Origin of the sequence: Sabulibacter ruber (assembly GCF_017355955.1) — a bacterium.
In the GTDB taxonomy this organism is placed as follows: domain Bacteria; phylum Bacteroidota; class Bacteroidia; order Cytophagales; family Hymenobacteraceae; genus Nibribacter; species Nibribacter ruber_A.
Genome location: NZ_JAFFID010000001.1, coordinates 122,445 through 142,583 on the forward strand (window position 1 = coordinate 122,445; position 20,139 = coordinate 142,583).

General features: G+C 52.3%; 15 protein-coding genes. 7 read left to right on the forward strand and 8 right to left on the reverse strand.

Features of this window, described 5'->3' with window-relative positions; all coding sequences use genetic code 11:
• Positions 1-206: 206 nt before the first annotated feature.
• A complete protein-coding gene (locus JT719_RS00520; protein ID WP_207430041.1) occupies positions 207-1,088 on the reverse strand; it encodes a DUF58 domain-containing protein in 882 nt (293 codons plus the stop codon).
• A 54-nt stretch (positions 1,089-1,142) separates the two neighbouring features.
• Between JT719_RS00520 and JT719_RS00525 the strand changes: the two genes are divergently transcribed.
• Complete coding sequence (locus JT719_RS00525; RefSeq protein WP_207430044.1) at positions 1,143-1,547, forward strand: DUF4296 domain-containing protein; 405 nt, start codon at positions 1,143-1,145, stop codon at positions 1,545-1,547.
• Here the strand turns inward: JT719_RS00525 and JT719_RS00530 are convergent.
• Positions 1,544-1,882 (reverse strand): tRNA-binding protein, encoded by a 339-nt coding sequence (locus JT719_RS00530; RefSeq protein WP_207430046.1) that lies wholly within the window; start codon positions 1,880-1,882, stop codon positions 1,544-1,546. The two genes, JT719_RS00525 and JT719_RS00530, sit on opposite strands and share 4 nt — an antisense overlap.
• Before the next feature lie 140 nt (positions 1,883-2,022).
• Here JT719_RS00530 and JT719_RS00535 point away from each other — a divergent pair, with 140 nt between their 5' ends.
• Positions 2,023-3,561: an FAD-dependent oxidoreductase gene (locus tag JT719_RS00535; RefSeq protein WP_207430048.1), complete on the forward strand. Its 1,539-nt coding sequence runs from the start codon at positions 2,023-2,025 to the stop codon at positions 3,559-3,561.
• 146 nt (positions 3,562-3,707) lie between these two features.
• Here JT719_RS00535 and JT719_RS00540 read toward each other — a convergent pair whose 3' ends face one another.
• From JT719_RS00540 to egtD, 4 genes are all read right to left on the reverse strand, one after another.
• Positions 3,708-4,184: a DUF922 domain-containing protein gene (locus JT719_RS00540; RefSeq protein ID WP_207430050.1), complete on the reverse strand. Its 477-nt coding sequence runs from the start codon at positions 4,182-4,184 to the stop codon at positions 3,708-3,710.
• Positions 4,185-4,318: 134 nt separating this feature from the next.
• Positions 4,319-5,653, reverse strand: coding sequence for an MATE family efflux transporter (locus tag JT719_RS00545; RefSeq protein ID WP_341350723.1), 1,335 nt, complete (start codon positions 5,651-5,653; stop codon positions 4,319-4,321).
• 270 nt (positions 5,654-5,923) lie between these two features.
• Positions 5,924-7,018, reverse strand: a complete 1,095-nt coding sequence (locus JT719_RS00550; protein WP_207430052.1) for a pyridoxal phosphate-dependent aminotransferase — start codon at positions 7,016-7,018, stop codon at positions 5,924-5,926.
• 139 nt (positions 7,019-7,157) lie between these two features.
• Positions 7,158-8,159, reverse strand: coding sequence for an L-histidine N(alpha)-methyltransferase (gene egtD, locus JT719_RS00555; protein ID WP_207430054.1), 1,002 nt, complete (start codon positions 8,157-8,159; stop codon positions 7,158-7,160).
• 198 nt (positions 8,160-8,357) lie between these two features.
• Between egtD and menC the strand changes: the two genes are divergently transcribed.
• Complete coding sequence (gene menC / locus JT719_RS00560; RefSeq protein ID WP_207430056.1) at positions 8,358-9,434, forward strand: o-succinylbenzoate synthase; 1,077 nt, start codon at positions 8,358-8,360, stop codon at positions 9,432-9,434.
• Positions 9,435-9,570: 136 nt separating this feature from the next.
• Here menC and JT719_RS00565 read toward each other — a convergent pair whose 3' ends face one another.
• Together JT719_RS00565 and topA are read right to left on the reverse strand one after the other, a co-directional pair.
• Positions 9,571-10,260 carry an SIR2 family NAD-dependent protein deacylase gene (locus JT719_RS00565; RefSeq protein WP_207430058.1) on the reverse strand — a complete coding sequence of 230 codons (690 nt, stop codon included), beginning with the start codon at positions 10,258-10,260 and terminating at the stop codon, positions 9,571-9,573.
• Between the two features lie 164 nt (positions 10,261-10,424).
• The gene (topA, locus tag JT719_RS00570; RefSeq protein ID WP_207430060.1) at positions 10,425-12,836 is read right to left on the reverse strand and encodes a type I DNA topoisomerase; all 2,412 of its coding nucleotides are present in this window, start codon (positions 12,834-12,836) and stop codon (positions 10,425-10,427) included.
• A 151-nt stretch (positions 12,837-12,987) separates the two neighbouring features.
• Here topA and JT719_RS00575 point away from each other — a divergent pair, with 151 nt between their 5' ends.
• From JT719_RS00575 to JT719_RS00590, 4 genes are all read left to right on the forward strand, one after another.
• Positions 12,988-13,464: a SixA phosphatase family protein gene (locus JT719_RS00575; RefSeq protein WP_207430062.1), complete on the forward strand. Its 477-nt coding sequence runs from the start codon at positions 12,988-12,990 to the stop codon at positions 13,462-13,464.
• Between the two features lie 124 nt (positions 13,465-13,588).
• Positions 13,589-14,338 (forward strand): ParA family protein, encoded by a 750-nt coding sequence (locus tag JT719_RS00580; RefSeq protein ID WP_207430064.1) that lies wholly within the window; start codon positions 13,589-13,591, stop codon positions 14,336-14,338.
• A gap of 129 nt (positions 14,339-14,467) precedes the next feature.
• Positions 14,468-19,627 carry a HAMP domain-containing protein gene (locus JT719_RS00585; RefSeq protein ID WP_242693027.1) on the forward strand — a complete coding sequence of 1,720 codons (5,160 nt, stop codon included), beginning with the start codon at positions 14,468-14,470 and terminating at the stop codon, positions 19,625-19,627.
• Positions 19,627-20,127, forward strand: coding sequence for a chemotaxis protein CheW (locus tag JT719_RS00590; protein WP_207430065.1), 501 nt, complete (start codon positions 19,627-19,629; stop codon positions 20,125-20,127). Before JT719_RS00585 ends, JT719_RS00590 begins: the two co-directional genes overlap by 1 nt.
• The last annotated feature ends 12 nt before the right edge of the window (positions 20,128-20,139 follow it).

Consider the following 20,139-nt stretch of genomic DNA (forward strand, 5'->3'; position numbering starts at 1 on the left):
GCTGAGCCCAGGAGAGGAGCGGCCCTAGCCAAAGGAAAAGCCAAAGATATTTTTTGAAAGGAGACAAATTCTGGTTTCTACTTGGGGCTGGTGGCATGTTCCCCAGCTTTCATTTAAGTTGTGGTTCTGCTTTTTGCGGGTTTTAGGTACCCTTGTTTTAGGGGCGGTTTTCTAAAACCAGGCCTGAAATGCCGAAACGGGACAGATCAGGCGCTACGTTTCATGATTTTGTTTCTGGCCCTAAACAGGTTAACCAGTTGCGGCACGTAGTCCTGCTCCACGTAAATGGGCAGGAAATCGGCCTGGTACTGCCGGCAGAGCCTGGCCAGTTTTTCCTGGTTTTGGGCATAAGGCACCAAATACCGCTCCCTAAACTCCTTGGAAGAGGTATTGATCCAGATGGTTTTGCCGGTTTCCTTGTCAAGCAGCGGTACAATGCCCAGCTTAGGGAAATTCACCTCGCGTTTGTCTACCAGCTGCAAGACAATGAGATCGTGCTTTTTGGCCAGCATGATCAGTTCCCGCTCGTAGTTCAGGTCAATGAAATCGGAGATCAGGATGATGATGCTTTTGCGTTTCACCACGTTGAGACAAAGCTTGATGCCCGCTCCAATGTTGGTCTTCAGCGACTGCGGCTTCAGCTCGGCCAGGGTTTTGATCAGGGAATAGGCGTGGTCGTTGCCTTTGCCGGGTTTCAGGTAGCGTTCTTTGCCATCGGTAAAGCAGATCATGCCCAATTGGCTGCCCTGTTTTAAGGCCGAAAGCGCCAGAATTCCGCCAATCTCCTTGCCCATGTCCAGTTTCTGGGAACCTGGGGTGCCTAAAGCGTGGGAACCGCTCACATCCAGCAACAGAAACACGTTCTGCTCTTTTTCCTCGCGATAGGTCTTCACAAATGTACCATGCCCCTTCGCTGATACGTTCCAGTCAATGGAACGCACATCGTCTCCGTACTGGTAGGCGCGCACATCGTCAAACTCCAGTCCAGAGCTCTTGAATACAGATTTGAAGTCGCCCTGCATCTGGGCGTCAATTGCCTTTCTTATCTGTATCTCGTACTTTCGTAGCTTCCTGACTAAGTCTTTCATGCCTGCTAAAGGTTTTTGCAGCGTCTAAAATTACCGAAACTTACGAACAACCGCGTGAAAAAACGTTTGTGTCTCTTTTTATTGCCCCTGGCGCTGTTCTCCTGTACCCCTGAGCCCGAGAAACCCCAAGACCTGATTCCGGAGGAGAAGATGACCCGAATCATGCTGGACATCCACCTCACTGAGGCCGCCATTGGCCGCACGGTGCGTAATTATGACACCTCCAGGGTAGCCTACAGAGAAGCGCACAAACTTATCTTAAAACGGCACGCCGTCTCAGATAGTGCCTTTAAGCACAGCTATGACTACTATCTCTCTGTACCGGAGAAGATGGACAAACTATACGAGGTAGTATTGGATAGCCTCAGCGCCCGGGAAGCCAAGCTGACCCCTAAGTCAGTACCGGCGGAGGTTCCTACTGAGATTGACCCCAAGGCATTCAGGAAAAAGAGTATTTAGATCAGCCGTTTACCGTTGGGGACCTGAGCCTGCGGTTGGGCAAGCACAATATTGCCTTCTTCGTCTTCAAAGCCGGTTACCAGTACCTCAGATCGCCAGGGACCAATCTGCTTAGCCGGAAAGTTGGTGACACAGATGACCTGTTTCCCTACCAGTTCCTCCAGCGTGTACCGTTTGGTGATCTGCGCGCTGGATTTCTTAATGCCCAGTTCTCCTAAATCTACCCAAAGTTTGTAAGCGGGTTTGCGTGCCTCCGGGAATTCTTCGGCTTGTACAATGGTGCCGGTCCGTAAATCAACGGCCGTGAACTGCTCCCACGTGATGGTGTTTTCCATAGTTTTTTGGCGCCCAAGATAACGAGTCTGCTCAGAAGAGGCAAATACGGAGTTATATCCGTAGAAACCTCTCCCAAGGGCAAGCGTATCCTCTAAAGCATTTCTGTCTAGGATGTGCGTCCAACTTTATCTTTCCAGCTATGAAAAACAACACAGGTACAACTTTATCGGTCTGGCAGCCGGGTGTGGAGATGCCGGTTACCCAAAGCTTAACTACCAACATCACCACCGATGTCTGCGTGGTAGGTGCGGGTATCTCTGGCCTAACAACCGCTTATCTGCTGGCCAAAGAAGGCAAGAAAGTAGTGGTGCTGGATGCGGGCGAGATCTGCGGCGGGGAAACTAGCCGTACCACTGCGCACCTGTCCTGGGCTTTGGATGACCGATATTCTACCCTGATTAAAGTCTTTGGCAAAGCACAGGCGCTGCTGGCCTATGAAAGCCACCGCGAAGCAATCCATCGGATAGAGCAGATCATACGGGATGAGAAGATCCAGTGTGATTTCCAAAGACTCCCCGGCTACCTTTTCCTGGGTGCCACTGATACCGAGGACCAGCTGGATCAGGAACTGGCGGCCTGCCGGGAACTGGGCATTACGGAGGTGGTCAAGCTGAAGCAGTGTCCTTTGCCCAGCGTAAGTGAAGGACCTTGTCTGCTGTTCCCAGATCAGGCCCAGTTCCACCCGGTGAAGTACCTTTCTGCCTTAAGCCGCTACATTCTTGACCACGGGGGCGAGATCTATACCAACAGCCACGTAAAGGAATTTGATTCTGGATTGGTACACCGGGCCATTACCGATGCAGGATTCTCCGTGACCAGCAATCATTTGGTGGTATGTACCAACACACCCGTGAATGATAAGGTAACCATGCATACCAAACAGGCACCTTACCGCACGTATGTGATCGGGGCCCGGGTGCCCAAAGGAGCAATTCCAACCGCTCTGTATTGGGACGATTCAGATCCCTACCACTATGTTCGGTTGGGGACCATTGCCGGGGAAGAGCACCTTGATTCAGAGATTTTGATTGTAGGGGGCGAAGACCATAAAACCGGGCAAAGCAACGGAAACGAAGCCGAGCGCTTTGACTGCCTGGAGGAATGGACCCGCAAGAAATACCCCATGGTGCAGGACGTGGTGTTCCGGTGGTCAGGGCAGGTGATGGAGCCGGTAGACTTCATGGGCTTCATCGGCCGGAATCCTGGTGACAACAAAAACGTGTACATAGCCACCGGTGATTCCGGTCACGGCATGACGCACGGCACCATTGCCGGTATTCTGATTACTGACTTGATTCTGGAACGTACCAACCCTTGGGCGACTTTGTATGACCCAGGACGGGTGACTTTCTCCACTGATTCAGCCAAGGAGTTCCTGAAAGAAAACCTGAACGTGGCCGGCCAGTACCTGGATTGGGTGAAACCCGCCGACAAGGAAGCAGACGTTATTGCCCCTGGCACGGGAGCTATAGTACAGAAGGGGATGGCCAAAGTGGCGGTATATTGCGATGCCCAGGGCAACCGGCATGAGTGTTCAGCCGTGTGTACCCACCTGGGCTGCGTGGTGCAGTGGAACAACCTGGAGAATTCCTGGGATTGCCCTTGCCACGGCTCTCGCTTTGACCCCTACGGAAAAGTAGTGGCCGGACCAGCGATAAAAGATTTAGAGAAGCTTTAGTCGGTTGCAAATAGGGGGAATGTGCGTTTTGACCCTTTTCTCTGGGAAATAGGTCATAAACAATTAAAAGCTCTGGCAAAAAGGAAAGCGTGGCAAGATTATCTCTTACCACGCTTTCCTTTTTGCTGGATAATAAAATCTACCAACTACTTATAAGCTTCTAATCGTTTCAGCCTTATCTCTACAGAGGCAATCCAATCCATTTGTTTCTCTTTGTCCAGGCCGTGACGGCTTTCGGTGTCATAGAGGTCCTGTTCTTTGTGCCAGTTGTTGAAGGCTTCGCTGGCGTATTTGTTCAGGTCGGCGGCCCCGCGGCTGCAGGGGTTAGGAAGCTCGGCCAGGCGTTTGCGCAGCATACGGGCGTGCAGTTCGGTTAAATCAAAATGCAGTTGCTCGTGGGCCAGCAGCATGGCAGAAGACTTGTTGCGGGTCCAGGATTCTTTGGGGTTGAACACCGCCTCTACTTTAAACTTGAGCTGGTTGTTTTCGCATTTCACCTTCATTTCCATGTTGGTGGAGGTGAGCGCGTGGTGGTGGTTGTTAGGCGCAGGCGTGCCGGCGAAATCATCCCAGGAAAGGCGTTTCTGCGGATTCCAGGGAATATCAGCCGCTACGGCAGTCATTTCGGGTTTAGTTTCTGGAAAAGAAGCTAAAAACAGGCTGCTCACCCAGAGAAGTAAAAAGGAGAATGGCATAATCGGTTCCGTAACACGCTTCAGGTGAAAGGGAGTTTCCTTTTCACGCAGAAGTTACGAAATTATTGTGGGCTGAACTTCCTGAACCGGAAAAACAGCAGGATTGCCGCAATGGTAAGCCCGGTGAAAAGCCCCAGCCAAATGCCCGTAGCGGCCAGGTTTACCACAAATCCTAAGGCATAGCCTATGGGCAGGGCAATGAGCCAGTAAGAGAACAGCGAGATCATACTGGGAACCCGCACGTCTTCCAGACCGCGCAACGCGCCCAATCCCACTACCTGCACCCCATCTGAAAGCTGGAAAATGGCCGCAATAATGAGCAGTTTGGCCGCAAGCTGCTGTACGGCCACGTCTTTCACGTACAAGGCGGGAATCAGGTCTTTGCAGAGGATGATGAGCAAGGCGCTGGTAGCCATGAACAAAGCCCCCATCACCAGACTGCTGTACCCGGCTATGTGCACGCCGTGCGTATCTCCGGCCCCTCGTAGTTTCCCCACCCTGATAGTTGCCGCCGAGGAGATGCCGCTGGCCATCATGTACGTCACCGAGGCCACGTTCAGGGCAATCTGGTGGGCCGCCAAGTCACGGGCACCTACCCAGCCAATCATCACTGCCGAAAAGCTGAAGGCCCCCATTTCAAAGATCATCTGCAGCGAGATAGGGAACCCTATTTTAAACATGCGGGTCATGTGGGTCCAGGAAATGCTTTGCCAACGCAGGTACTTGCGGTAACGGGTAAAGCGGCGGGCAGTGAGCACAAAAGTACCCATCATAATGGCCATGAGTACCCGGGAGATCAAGGTGGCCCAGGCGGCCCCGTTCAACCCCAAAGCAGGTAGCCCAAATTTACCGTAAATGAGCACGTAATTCAGCGCTACGTTCACCAGGTTGGCCAGAATGGAGATGTACATAGACTGCTTGGTGAGCGACAAGCCCTCGGCGAACTGCTTGAATGCCTGGAAGATCATGAGCGGCACCATGGATAGGAACAGGATGTTCACGTACGGAATAGCCAGCCGCACCACTTCCTCAGGTTGGTTCAGATAGGCAATCATGGGTGAAAGGCCCCAAAACGCCAGGAAAAGCAGGATGCCCATGCCCATGTTCAAAAACAGGCCGTTCAACAGCACCAGCGCGATGCGGGTATGGTTTTTACGTCCGTCGGCGCGGGCTACCAGCGGCGTAATGCTGTATGAAATGCCCAGCCCAAATACCAGCGTGATGGTAAAAATGCTGTTCCCCAAGGAGGCTGCCGCTAATTGGGCGGTTCCAATGCGGCCGGCCATAATGCTGTCTACCACCGTCACCAAAATATGCCCCAGTTGGCTTAGAACCACGGGGTACGCTAACAGAAAGGTGCTTTTATAATGCTGGCGGTATTGGGCAGAGAAAATCACAGGCTTCGGTTTTAAGAAAGAGGCCGCAAAGGTACAGCTATTTTCCCTAACCAAGGCCGGACAATTGTCCTTTTGGGTTTATTGAGAGATGGAGAGGTTGAATGATGGATTGAGTGAAGGGGAAATGAATGGTTAGTAAGAAAAATCATTCCTTTTAAGCCTGATTTCAGGAAAATAGCCTTAAAACAAGCCCTCTGCCTGTACTGCGCAAAACTTGGAGGGCAGTCTGTTTTTCGGGTTGGTTTCAGAATATCAGGGCGAAAACCTGGATTAAGAAACAAACGCTTTGAGGCGGGGCAGGGCGCTCTCCAGCACCTCGTCGGGTAGGGCATAGGACATCCTCAGAGCCCCGGGCATTCCCATGTTGGTGGCAGGTAATACCTCCAGGCCTACCTGGTCTTTCAGGGCTGCGGCCCATTCCTCCACCAATCGAAAAGGAGAGGAGGTATTTTGGGGTTGGAGGCAGCCGTCCACCTGCAGGGTCACGTAGTACCCGGCCTGCGGAACTGTGAATTTCAGTTTAGGCATCTTCTTAAGGGCCTCCACCACGCGCTGTCTTTTCGGTTCTAAGTCAGCTTTGAACTCCTGCCAGATGCTATGCCGGTGTTGAACGGCCGCCGCCGCACCCGCTTGCAGAAAAGGGGATACTCCAGAAATTAACTTGTGCTGCAGATCCATGGCTTTCTGCAGGATAGGGAAAGGCGCAATCAGATACCCAATGCGCCAGCCCGACATGGCAAAGGACTTAGAGAATCCATTGACCACGGCTATTCTATCTCGCAGATGCTCAAAGCTTAAAAAGGTGGTAACCGGGACAGAAAAGCTTAAGCCATCATAGATTTCGTCAGACAAGACATGCAGGTTGGGGAACTCCTCCATCAGCCTGGCTACTTCCTCCAGTTCCTCCCTGGTGTAGACTTTTCCGGTGGGGTTTCCCGGGTTGGAGAGGATGAGGAGTCTGGTGGCGGGGGAGAGTTTCTGCCGGAGTTGCTCTGCATCAATTCTATATTCCTGCTCTGGGTTGGCAGGCACTGAAACCAACCGGCAGCCGCTTTGCCTGATCAATTCCGGAAAGGCAAACCAATAGGGCGCCAGCATTACCACTTCCTCGTTGGGCTGCAGCAGGCTTTCCAGGTACAGATGGATGGCATGTTTTGCGCCGTGGGTGATCATGATCTGTTCTGCGGGGATGGGCAAACCGGCGTCTTCCAGGTACCGTTGGGCAAGGGCCAGGCGCAACTCAGATAGGCCCTCGTTTGGTCCGTAATAGGTATTATGCTGGGAGACGGCTTCTTGCATGGCCTGCGTGGCAACAGCCGGGCTGTGGAAGTGGCTCACGCCTAAGTGCAGCGGAATGATGTCCATGTGCGTAGGGGTTGTGGGGCTTTTTAGGGCCTAAGCTACAAACAGGTTTGATTTGATGTGCGTTTCAGGGCTTTTTTGCTGACAATAGAACGAAAACAGTCCTCCATTTGTCTGCGGCTTTCTACTGCATCAGGCAAAACTATCTGGGCCGGAGCAACACATCGGCGAAGCCGTGGCTGGAATCGGTGAAGATGTCCTGCACGGTGAACCCGCAGGCATGGGCCATTGCTTCTACCTGTTTCAAGGAGAATTTGTAGGAGTTCTCGGTATGGATGGCTTCCCAGGCCTCAAACTGGAAGGTTTGGTTCAAAGCCCCGATGTGCACTTCCTGGTTGGCCTTGCTGATGAGGAAGCTCCGCATGGTGCCTTCCAGCGGATCGTACTCCGCAAAGTGCTGGAACTGATCCAGGTCAAAATTTCCCTGCAGTTCTTTGTTGATGCGGTGCAGCAAGTTCAGGTTGAAGGCTGAGGTGACCCCGGCAGCATCGGCGTAGGCGCGGCGCATCTTTTCGGGGTCTTTTCGCAAATCCAGGCCTAAAAGGAACGCATCCTCGGGGTTGAGGGTCTGCCGAACGGCGCAGAGAAAGTTCTGGGCTTCCGGCAAGTCAAAATTCCCGATGTTTGATCCCAGAAACAAGACCAATTTGCGCAGGCGCTGGTTTTGGTTCAGCCACTCCAATCCCTGGAAATATTCGGCGGCCAGGGCGGTGACCGGGAGCTGGGGCCAGCGGAGCTGCAGGTCTTCCAGCAACAGGTTTAACTGATCTTCGGAGATATCCAGCGGAATGTAGGATACTTCGGCCTTGGAGGCCATCAGTTCTGTCAGCAGCAGCTTGGTTTTGTACGCGTCGCCAGCCCCTAAATCTACCACCTGAAAAGGTTCTTGAATCCCGAAGGCGTACAGAATCTCCTTGCGTTGGCGAGACAGAATCTGGTGCTCCAGTTTGGTGAGATAGTACTCCGGCAGTTGCATGATCTGCTGGAACAATTGGCTGCCCTTGGCATCATAAAAGAATTTAGATGAGAGCTTTTTAGGGCTTTGGTTCAAGCCTTGCATTACATCCTGTGCCAGGCTGTTTTCGTCAGCGGAGTGGCTGGGCAGCAGGTTAACAAGGGTGCTTTGCGTAGAGGGTAGCGTCATATGCTTGGGTGGTTTTGTCGTAGGTACCGGGTGAGGGTTGTGCAAATATTTTCTGCCTGCTCCCGTATCTAGTAAATTCTGGGCTATACGAGCCCGTTTATGGCCGTGGTAGTAAATGCCATTCGGTTTATACGTAGATTCCTTTTCTAAACTTAATTTTGGGAGAAAGGTTTACCTCACCTTAGCGCTTCAGTACCTATGCCTTTTATTCTGACCCCTTTTTACCGGGAATTGTCTTTTAAGTTTGATGCCCGTACCTCCCGTGGGGCCATGAAAACGCACCAGGCGGCGTATCTGCGGCTGCACCATACCGATGCCCCTGAGGTACATGGGTGGGGCGAGTGCTCGCCGCTGCCGGGGTTAAGTCCCGATTATTCCCCGCATTTCCCCCAAACCCTCCAGAGTATTTGCAACCGTTTCAACAGTCTGCAAATAGAAACCACCGGAACTGAGGAAGGACAGGCTTTCTGGAAATCACTGGACCAATGGCCGTCTATCTGCTTTGCCGCCGAAACCGCCTGGGTTGATTACATGCGCGGAGCCAAACGCATCCTGTACGACACGCCTTTCTCGCGCTCCCAGCAGGGCATCCGGATCAACGGGCTTATCTGGATGGGCGATGCCGCTTTCATGCGGGAACAGATCCAAAAGAAGCTGGACCAGGGTTTCAAGTGCCTCAAAATGAAGATCGGCGGACTTGATTTTGCCCAGGAACTCAGAATTCTGAACGAAATCAGGAGCATAGCGGGCCCCGATGTGCTGGAACTGAGGCTTGATGCGAACGGAGCCTTCGCCCTTTCTGATGCCGAGGAGAAGCTTCGGCAATTGGCCCGTTTCCAAATCCATTCCATTGAGCAACCCATCAAACAGGGCCAGCCGGATGCCATGCAGGAGCTTTGCGTGGTATCGCCAATTCCTATTGCCCTGGACGAGGAACTGATTGGCGTGAGCGGCAAAGAAAATAAATGGAAGCTGCTGGACCAGATACGCCCGCAGTACATCATCATTAAGCCAACCCTGGTAGGAGGCCTGTACAGCAGCCGCGAGTGGATTCAGGTGACCCAAACCTTAGGCATTGACTGGTGGCTTACCTCGGCCTTGGAATCCAACATCGGGTTGAATGCCATTGCACAGTTTGCCGCTGATCTGGGCAGCACTTTGCCGCAGGGCCTGGGCACCGGACAACTGTACCACAACAATTTCAGCTCACCGCTAGAAATCAGGGGCGAGGAGCTCTGGTATAATGCCGACAAACCATGGGAATTGCCGTCGTGAGTGAGTGAGTGAGTGAGTGAGTGAGTGAGTGAGTGAGTGAGTGAGTGAGTGAGTGAGTGGCGCCTGGTTTCTTTTTGGAAGTTCCATCAAAAATGAAACGGGGTGGGTTTTCATTGAAGGAGGAATGGACCTGCCCCTACTCAGCCATCAGCTGCTCAACTAATCTGGGTACGCCTACGGTGGCTTTTTCCTGAATAATGGTCAAGTTTCTCCGGTGCTGGACAGCAGGTGCGTTGGGATCTATGAGGTAAATAGGCGTGTCATGCGGGGCAAAGGAAAGCAGCCCGGCGGCAGGGTAGACTTGCAGGGAGGTACCTATGACCAGGAGGTAATCGGCAGTCATGGTTTCCTCGGCGGCTTCCTCAATCAGGGGAACGGGCTCGCCAAACCACACAATGTTAGGCCGTAACTGAGAGCCTTTCTCGCATAGGTCGCCCAGTTTCAGTTCCCAGCCTTCCATAGGGTAAATCAAACGCTCATCTTTGGTGCTGCGGCTTTCAAACAGCTTGCCGTGCAGGTGCAGCACGTGTTTGGAGCCGGCGCGCTCGTGCAGGTTGTCAACGTTCTGGGTGATGATGCGCACGTCAAATTTCTGCTCCAGCTTTACCAAAGCTTTGTGGGCGGCATTAGGCTCCACGCCCAAAGCACTTTTCCGGCGCTGGTTGTAAAACTCCAGTACCAGTTCGGGGTTCTTTTTCCAGCCTTCGGGCGAGGCAACTTCCATTACATCATGACCTTCCCAAAGTCCATTGGCGTCTCTGAAGGTAGCCAGGCCACTTTCGGCACTAATTCCGGCTCCGGTTAATACAACTACTTTCTGCTTCATACAAAGGGTAGAATCTGGAAGTTAGAAACCAAACTTAGATAAAGGGTAAGATACGGGAAAGAACCAGAAAAAAATACCTCCGTTTCGGGGCTTATTTTCAGAAACAAGCCCCGAAACGGAGGTAAAAGTAGGAAGCCTAAAATTTAGCTTCTGGTATTTTCAACTTAGCTGGACTTCTTCTTGGTAGTGCTGGCCTTTTTGGCGGGTGCTTTTTTGGCCGGAGCCTTCTTGGTAGCGGCTGGTTCGGCAGCTGCTTTTTTCTTGAACCCGCCACGGGCTGGCTTGTCTGGGGTTTGCTCCGCCAGTTCAAGACACTGCTCTAAGGTAAGTTCCGCCGGTTCCTGGCCTTTCGGGATCTTCACGTTCTTTTTGCCTACCACAATGTACGGCCCGAAACGCCCGTTCAGCACTTGCACCTCTGGGTTTTCCGGGAACGATTTGATCAGTTTCTCCGCATCGGCTTTGCGCTTGGCCTCAATGATGATGATGGCTTGCTCCTCGGTCACCAGCAGCGGATCCAGGTCCTTCGGCAGGGAGTAGAACTTGCTGTTGTGCTGGATATATGGCCCGAAACGCCCGATAGCGGCTTTCATTTCCTTGCCTTCGTACTCGCCCACCACGCGCGGCAGTTTGAATAATTCCAGGGCCTGCTCCAGCGTGATAGACTCCAGGAACTGGCCTTTGCGCAGGCTGGCATAAGCGGGTTTGGCATCGGTGCCTTCCACTTCTTCGCCCAACTGCACGTATGGCCCAAAGCGGCCTAACTTGGCAATCACTTTCTGACCGGAGATGGGGTCAAGGCCCAGTTCACGGGCGCCGCTTACGGTAGAGCGCTCCACGGTGGCGCTGGTTTCAATGGTTTGATGGAAACTAGAGTAGAATGTGTCTATCATCTTGTCCCACTGTTTCTTACCGGCGGCAATCTCATCAAATTCTTCTTCTACTTTGGCGGTGAAAGAATAGTCAATCACGCTTTCGAAGTGAGACACCAGAAAGTCAGTCACCACCATGGCAATATCCGTGGGGAAGAGCTTGGCTTTCTCGGCTCCGGCCATCTCGGTTTTCTGCTGAGACGTGATTTGGCCGTTCTCTAACGTGAGTACCGAGTAGGCCCGTTCTTTCCCCTCCCGATTGTCTTTTTCCACGTAGCCTCGTTTCTGGATGGTAGAGATAGTAGGCGCGTAGGTAGACGGACGGCCGATGCCCATTTCCTCCAGTTTCTTCACCAAACTGGCCTCGGTGTAGCGCGGAGCCGGACGGCTGAACCGCTCAGTAGCCTGCAGGCGCTGCAAGGCTAAGGTCTGGCCTTCCTGCAACGGGGGCAGCATGCCTTTCACGTCGTCATCGGCTAGTTCCTCGTCATCGGTAGACTCGGTGTACACTTTCAGGAAACCTTCAAAGCGAACTACTTCGCCGGTGGCGATCAACCGTTCGGGCTGGCCGCTGATGGCAATGGTAGCGGTGGTCTTCTCAATCTCGGCGTCGGCCATCTGCGAGGCAATGGCACGCTTGCGGATTAGATCATACAGGCGCTGCTCGTTGCGGTCAGCACTCACCTGAATGGCTGAGAAATCAGTGGGCCGGATGGATTCGTGCGCTTCCTGGGCCTGCTTTGATTTGGTTTTGTACTGCCGCGTTTTCACGTAGTTTTCGCCAAAAGACCTCGAAATCTCCAGCGCAGCCGCGTTGATGGCGTCCTGGGACAGGTTCACTGAGTCAGTACGCATGTAGGAGATCTTACCGGCTTCGTAGAGGCGCTGCGCTACGGTCATGGTCTGCGCTACTGAGAAAGACAGCTTGCGGCTGGCTTCCTGCTGCAGGGTAGAAGTAGTGAACGGCGGCGCAGGTGTGCGTTTGGTAGGCTTTTTCTCCATACTTTCAATGGAGAAGGAAGCGCCCAGGCAACGCTGCAGAAAGTTTTCAGCCTCCTCGCGGGTTTTGAAACGGGTGTTCAGCTCGGCCTCCAGGCGTTTGCCGCCGGCATCAAACTGGGCCACCACTTTGTAGGCAGAAACTGCTTTGTGACGCTCAATCTCGCGTTCGCGCTCCACCACCAGCCGCACGGCTACAGACTGCACACGTCCGGCCGAAAGCCCGGTTTTAATCTTTTTCCAGAGAACGGGGCTTAATTCAAACCCCACCAGACGGTCCAGCACGCGGCGGGCCTGCTGGGCGTTCACCAGGTTGATGTCAATGGAGCGTGGGTTCTCAATGGCGTTGAGGATGGCGTTCTTGGTGATTTCCCGGAACACGATGCGGCGCGTCTTGGCCTCGTTCAGGTTCAGGGCCTCAGAAAGGTGCCAGGAAATGGCTTCTCCCTCGCGGTCCTCATCGGAAGCTAACCAAACCGTTTCGGCTTCCTTGGCTAATTTCTTCAGTTGGGAGATCACCTCCCGTTTATCGGCAGAAACCACGTACGTGGGTTTGAAGCCGTTCTGGATGTCTATGGCGTTATTGTCTTTGGGGAGGTCGCGCACGTGCCCGAAGCTAGACTTCACCACGAAATCTTTGCCCAGGTACCCTTCAATGGTCTTGGCCTTAGCCGGCGACTCCACAATCACTAGGTTCTTTATCATATGGGAATAGAGGAGGGCTGCGCCCAAAAATTTTTCAAAGATGTAGTAATTTTTTGAGACAATCCAACCACTATCTTTATGCCGGCTGCTTCAAAGAGGTAAAAGAATATACCCGAGGGCAATAAAAAGGTTTTTTTTAGTATACTTAGGCATGAAGAATCTCTTATTGATGCGACACGCCACCGCGGCGGAAAAACAAATTGGCCAGACTGACTTTGACCGGGAGATCACCCTCTACGGCGAGCGGCAGGCGGGTGAGGCCGGTCTTTGGCTGAAAAATCAGCCCTTGTTGCCCGAGCTGATCCTGTGCAGCCCATCGGTAAGAACCCAGATGACCCTGCAGAGTATGCTGGAGCAGATGGAGCATCAGGTGCCGGTGCAACTGGAAAGAGACATTTACTACGGCTCAGAGCGAGACCTGCTGAACCTGCTCCACGGCGTGGATGATGAGGTAGATATGTTACTGGTGGTAGGCCATAATCCCACTATCTCTTTCTTCGCTTCACAACTCGCCCATGAGGAGGTGTCGTTCAGCCCGGCCACTATTGCCCACTTACATTTCAACGGTTATTCCTGGGAAAACTTGCGTAACGGCACCTGCAAATTACACACCATATATAAGGAGTAGTGTTTGCCGTTTTTTTGCCTCATTTAAGTAAAATACGCCCTAAACAGCAATCCAGCATTGAATAATTTGTAGTTTAGCGCCTCGTCCACGCAAGAGGAAAATTTTTTTCAATTTTCTGTAACCTATGGCAACAACAATCGTATCGGTCATCAACCAAAAGGGGGGTACGGGTAAAACCACCACTACCATCAACCTGGGGAGCGCCCTGCAGAAACTGGGCAAACGCGTGTTATTGATCGATCTGGACCCACAAGCTAACCTTTCTTATTCGTTAGGAATCACGGAGCCTGCCTGCACCCTGGCCGATGTTTTCGGTGGGCAGCAGAAGCTGGAAACCTGCATCCAGGAGCGGAACGGGCTGTACGTAGCACCCGGCTCCAATGAACTGGTGGATGTGGAGATTTCCCTGGTGACCCATGAAAGCCGGGAGCGGTTCCTGCAACAACTCTTAGGTGAGGTGGAAGGCTTTGACTATATTCTGATAGACTGTCCCCCGTCTCTGTCATTGCTCACCGTGAATGCGCTGGCCGCGTCTGATGAAGTGTTGATTCCTTTGCAGATGGAAGTGCTCACCCTACAGGGATTGGGGCAAATCCTGAACACCGTGCAGCAGATCAAAAACGCCTTAAATCCAAAACTGAAGGTGAAAGGCATTGTGGTGGTAATGTATGACAAGCGCCGGAAACTGAGTACCGAGATAGAAGATTACCTAAAAGAAAACGTGGACGAATATATTTTTCAGCAAAGAATACGCCTTAATGTAAAATTAGCCGAGGCTCCTTCCTTTGGGCAAAGTGTCATTGATTATGACGCCTCCTCTTACGGAGCCAAAGATTATTTGGGCCTTGCCCGGGAATTTGTATCAGTTTCTTAGCAAACAAGCTTTATAAATTCTTGTTTCGTTAGTAAATTGCGGTTTGTCTCTCCAGGGAGACTTTCAAAGTATAAATAAATTGGCATCTTTTTGCCATAGCAGATAAAACGCTCTTCAATCATAGATAAGATGGCTTTAGGTAAAAACTTAAAACTCAACAAGGACAAGCTGATTGGGAAGACGGAGGCGGGTACGCCCCCTGAACAACCTTCGGATGCCGCTGCCACTCCTTCGGCAGAGTTGACTCCGGCAGAACCGCCTCAGGAGACGCCGGCCCCGGAACCCACCACCCCTGTTGTAGAAACTACACTGGCAGAGTCTAACGGAAGACAAACTGCTACAAAAGCCCGTGCAGGAGGAAAGACATTGGAGAAGCAAGCCGATAAAGGCGGAAAATCAGTAACCCTGGTGGAGGAAGATCAGGCTAGAAGAAGCAATTCGCCCCGCCAGATTCAGTCAGACAACTCAGACTATATCAATGAGCAGCTGAACCGCGTGCTCTACGCGCTAGACGCCTTCAAAAAAGGAGACGTCTCTGTGCGTTTGACCAAGCAGAACAACGATATCTTCTCAGAAATAGCCGAAGCCTACAACTCCATGGTGGAGATGATTGGGGGGGTAGGAGGCGAGGTATCACGTATCTCTAAAGTTGCCGGGGTAGAGGGTAACCTGAAAGCCCGTGCCTCAGCAGAGAACGCCTCTGGTTTCTGGAAAGACATGATCAACAATATCAACGGCCTGGTAGATTCCATCGCCGTACCGGTATTGGAAGTAGGCAAGGTATTGAAGAACATCTCCCGGGGTAACCTGGACGAGACGTTCCAGATTCCCGTGTCCGGTGACTTCAAGGTGATGGCCGAAACTATCAACCGCACCATTGACAACCTGAACCTGTTTGCCGGTGAGGTAACCAGGGTGGCCTTGGAAGTAGGTACGGAAGGGAAGCTGGGCGGACAGGCCTCTGTGCCAAACGTAGCCGGTATCTGGAAAGAACTCACCGATAACGTAAACGCGATGGCCTCTAACCTGACTTCTCAGGTACGGGACATTGCCAAAGTTACCACTGCCGTTGCCCAGGGGAACCTGGACCAGAAAGTAACGGTGGACCTGAAAGGGGAAATGCTCCAGCTCAAAGAGAATATCAACCAAATGGTGGACTCTTTGAACATCTTCGGGGATGAGGTAACCCGGGTGGCCCGTGAAGTGGGTACCGAGGGTAAACTGGGTGGCCAGGCGAAAGTGCCTAACGTGGGTGGGGTTTGGAAAGACCTTACCGACAACGTGAACACCATGGCCAGCAACCTTACCTCTCAGCTCCGCGACATCGCCAACGTAGCGACTGCGGTAGCGAAAGGTGACCTGACTCAGAAAATCACAGTAAATGTGAAAGGCGAATTAGCAGAGCTGAAGGATAACCTTAACCAAATGGTGGACTCCCTCAATATCTTCGCCGGCGAGGTAACCCGCGTGGCGCTTGAGGTGGGTACCGAGGGTATCTTGGGCGGACAAGCTGCCGTGCCAAATGTGGCCGGGGTTTGGAAGGCCCTTACCGACAACGTAAACTACATGGCGTCTAACCTGACGCTGCAAGTGCGGGACATCGCCAACGTAGCGACCGCGGTAGCGAGAGGAGATTTGAGCCAGAAAATCACTGTTGGGGTAAAAGGCGAGCTTTCTGAATTGAAAGACAACCTGAACCAGATGGTGGACTCGCTCAATATTTTCGCCGGTGAGGTAACCCGGGTGGCCCGCGAAGTGGGTACCGAAGGTAAACTGGGCGGCCAGGCTTCTGTACCGAACGTAGGCGGGGTTTGGAAAGACCTCACCGACAACGTGAACTTCATGGCGGGTAACCTGACTTCTCAGGTACGTGATATTGCCAATGTGGCAACTGCCGTTGCCCGTGGTGACCTGAGCCAGAAGGTAACCGTTGGTGTGAAAGGCGAATTGGCCGAGCTGAAGGATAACCTCAACCAGATGGTGGACTCCCTGAACATCTTCGCCGGTGAGGTAACCAGAGTGGCATTGGAAGTGGGAACAGAAGGTAAACTGGGCGGTCAGGCCGCTGTGCCAAATGTGGCTGGTACCTGGAAAGCCCTTACTGACAACGTAAACTCAATGGCCTCCAACCTGACGCTGCAGGTGCGGGACATCGCAAATGTTGCGACTGCGGTAGCAAGAGGTGACCTGAGCCAGAAAATCACCGTTGGGGTACGTGGAGAATTAGCCGAGCTGAAAGACAACCTCAACCAGATGGTGGACTCTCTCAACATCTTTGCCGGTGAGGTAACCCGGGTAGCCCGTGAAGTGGGTACCGAGGGTAAACTGGGCGGCCAGGCGTCTGTGCCTAATGTAGGTGGGGTATGGAAAGACCTTACCGACAACGTGAACTTCATGGCCTCCAACCTGACGCTGCAAGTACGTGACATTGCGAATGTGGCGACTGCGGTAGCGAAAGGTGATTTGACTCAAAAAATCACCGTGGATGTTAAAGGCGAGCTCCTCCAATTAAAGGACAACCTGAACCAGATGGTGGACTCCCTGAACATCTTCGCGGGTGAGGTAACCCGGGTGGCTCGTGAGGTAGGAACCGAAGGTATCCTGGGTGGTCAGGCCAATGTACCAAACGTTGGCGGAGTATGGAAAGACCTTACTGACAACGTGAACTTCATGGCTGGTAACCTGACCTCGCAGGTACGCGACATTGCGAATGTGGCGACCGCGGTTGCGAGAGGGGACCTGAGCCAGAAGATCACGGTAGATGTAAAAGGTGAGCTCTTAGAGCTGAAAAACAACCTGAACCAGATGGTGGATTCCCTGAACATCTTCGCAGACGAGGTAACTCGGGTAGCAAGAGAGGTGGGAACCGAAGGAAAACTGGGCGGCCAGGCCAACGTGCCAAAAGTACGTGGTACCTGGAAAGAGTTGACCGACAATGTAAACTCAATGGCCTCTAACCTGACGCTGCAAGTACGCGATATTGCGAATGTAGCGACTGCCGTAGCGAAAGGTGACCTGACCCAGAAGATCTCGGTGAATGTTAACGGAGAGCTCCTGGAGTTGAAAAACATCTTAAACCAGATGGTGGACTCACTAAACGTTTTCGCTGGTGAGGTAACCCGGGTGGCGCTTGAAGTGGGTACTGAGGGTAAACTGGGCGGACAGGCGGCAGTGCCAAATGTGGCCGGTACCTGGAAGATGCTCACTGACAACGTGAACTCCATGGCGTCTAACCTCACCTCGCAGGTACGTGACATCGCCAACGTTGCAACTGCGGTAGCGAAGGGTGACTTGAGCCAGAAAATGACAGTAAATGTGAAGGGTGAAATCCTTCAACTGAAAGATATATTAAACCAAATGGTGGACTCGCTTAACATCTTTGCTGGCGAGGTAACCAGAGTGGCATTGGAAGTAGGTACTGAGGGTAAACTTGGTGGCCAGGCGGCTGTGCCGAATGTAGGTGGGGTTTGGAAAGCATTGACTGACAATGTAAATACCATGGCCTCCAATCTTACCCTGCAAGTACGTGACATCGCCAACGTAGCGACTGCGGTAGCTAAAGGGGATTTGACTCAGAAAGTGACCGTTGGGGTACGTGGCGAATTAGCCGAGCTGAAGGACAACCTCAACCAGATGGTGGACTCCTTGAACATCTTCGCCGGCGAGGTAACCCGTGTGGCGCTCGAGGTAGGTACCGAAGGTAGACTGGGTGGCCAGGCCAAAGTGCCAAACGTAGCCGGGGTATGGAAAGACCTCACCGACAATGTGAACGTGATGGCGTCTAACCTTACCACTCAGGTGCGTGGTATCGTGAAGGTAGTAACCGCGGTATCTAAAGGTGACTTGACCCAAAAACTGACATTACAGGCAAAAGGAGAATTAGCAGATCTGGCAGACACGATCAACAGCATGGTGGAAGACCTGAACCGCTTAGCGGGTGAGGTAAGCCGGGTAGCCAGAGTAGCCGGGGTGGAAGGAAAACTGACCGAACGTGCCTCAGTACCAGGTGTAAGCGGAAGCTGGAAAGAACTGGTAGATACGCTGAATGACTTGTTAGAGTCCATCGTAACTCCGGTGTTGGAAGTGTCTCGCGTAGTACGCTCTATTTCCGAAGGTGACCTAACCCAGAAAGTAGAAATCCAGACCGCCGGTGATATTCTGGCTATGTCTAACGCCTTGAACCTGGCGGTAGATAACCTGAATGCCCTATTAGGTGAAATCAACGATTCCTCACTCATTGTGGGTAGCTCTTCTGAGGAAATGGCTGCCAAAGGATTGGAGATGAATCGCATTACGGTAGATGTAGCCTTAGCCATGCAACAAATGGCGGAAGGTGCCCAGAACCAAGCCTTGAAAACAGACCAGGCCTTCAAACTGATTGAAGAAATCATGAAGGCTACCAAAGAGACTGCGAACAAAGCCGATGTGGTGAACCGTTCAGCAGTGATGGGGGAGGAAACTTCTCAATTGGGTCTTAAAACAGTGGCAGAGGTGGTGCGCAACATGGAGGAGATTTCTTCTTCTGCGGCTCTAACAGCTAAAACCATTGAAGTATTGAGTACCCGTAGCCAGGAAATCTCAAAGTCACTTGGGGTGATTACCGACATCGCGGCTCAGACAAACTTGCTGGCATTGAACGCAGCCATTGAGGCGGCCCGTGCTGGTGAAGCGGGTAGAGGTTTCGCGGTGGTAGCCGAGGAAATCCGGAAACTGGCCGAAGGGTCTCGCAAATCAGCCAGTGAGATCGCTACCCTGGTAGAAGACGTGAAGAAAGATACTTCTTCTGCCGCTGCCGCGATTGCTACCATGGAAGGCCGTGTATTGAAAGGAAAGAATGCCACGTTTGAGGCTTCCGGGGCCTTCAAAAACATTGCGACTTCCAGCGGGGAAACACTGCGCAGTGCACAAGACATCCTGGTGTCTACCGAAGTTCAGAAAACCTCCATCGGCGACGTGGTGAAATACGTGGAAGAAGTGGTAGCCATTGCCGAGCAAACGGCATCTGGTACGCAACAGGTAGCAGGAACTGCTAAACAGCTTTCCACTTCCATGCAGGAATTGACTTCTTCCAGCCAGAGCCTGAATGACATTGCAGAAGACCTGCAGGTGAGTATCTCGGCCTTCAAGCTGGTTAACGGTAACATCGTGTACCCTAACCGCAACAACCGCAGATTCACCCCGGGTATTTCGTCCCGTAACCGTTCGTTCATGGGAGGTGACCTTACCGATGATCAAGGCCTCAAGAAACTTGCTGGTAAAAAGAATACTAAATCCAGAGGACAGGAATAATGGAATCTCAGAGTGTTAGGGATAAAAAAGAGCCTAATGTAGAGGAAAGAGTACACTTGATTGTCTTCAAACTAGGCAGTGAAGAGTACGGGGTGCGCATTGATCAGGTGAAAGAGGTGACCATCACGCCAGAGATCACCCGCATGCCCAAAACGCCCTCCTTTATAAAAGGGGTATCCAACATCAGGGGAGACATTATCGCTATCATGGACCTGGAAGAGCGTTTCAGAATTGAGCGCCCTTCCGGGAACCCAGAACAGCATACCTATACTCTGGTGATGGAGGCCAAAGACTATACCATGGGCTTTATTGTGAAAGAGGTTCCTCAATCACTTACCCTGCCCGTCTCCAGTATAGACAAGGCTCCATCTTTTATACAGGATCTTAATATCAATGAGAACTTCATTGAGGGTATTGGCAAGCATGAAGACCGGCTCATCATTGTGCTGGACATGTACAAAATACTAACCTCAGATGAGATTCTGCAGTTGAAGTCATAGTGCTCATTATTG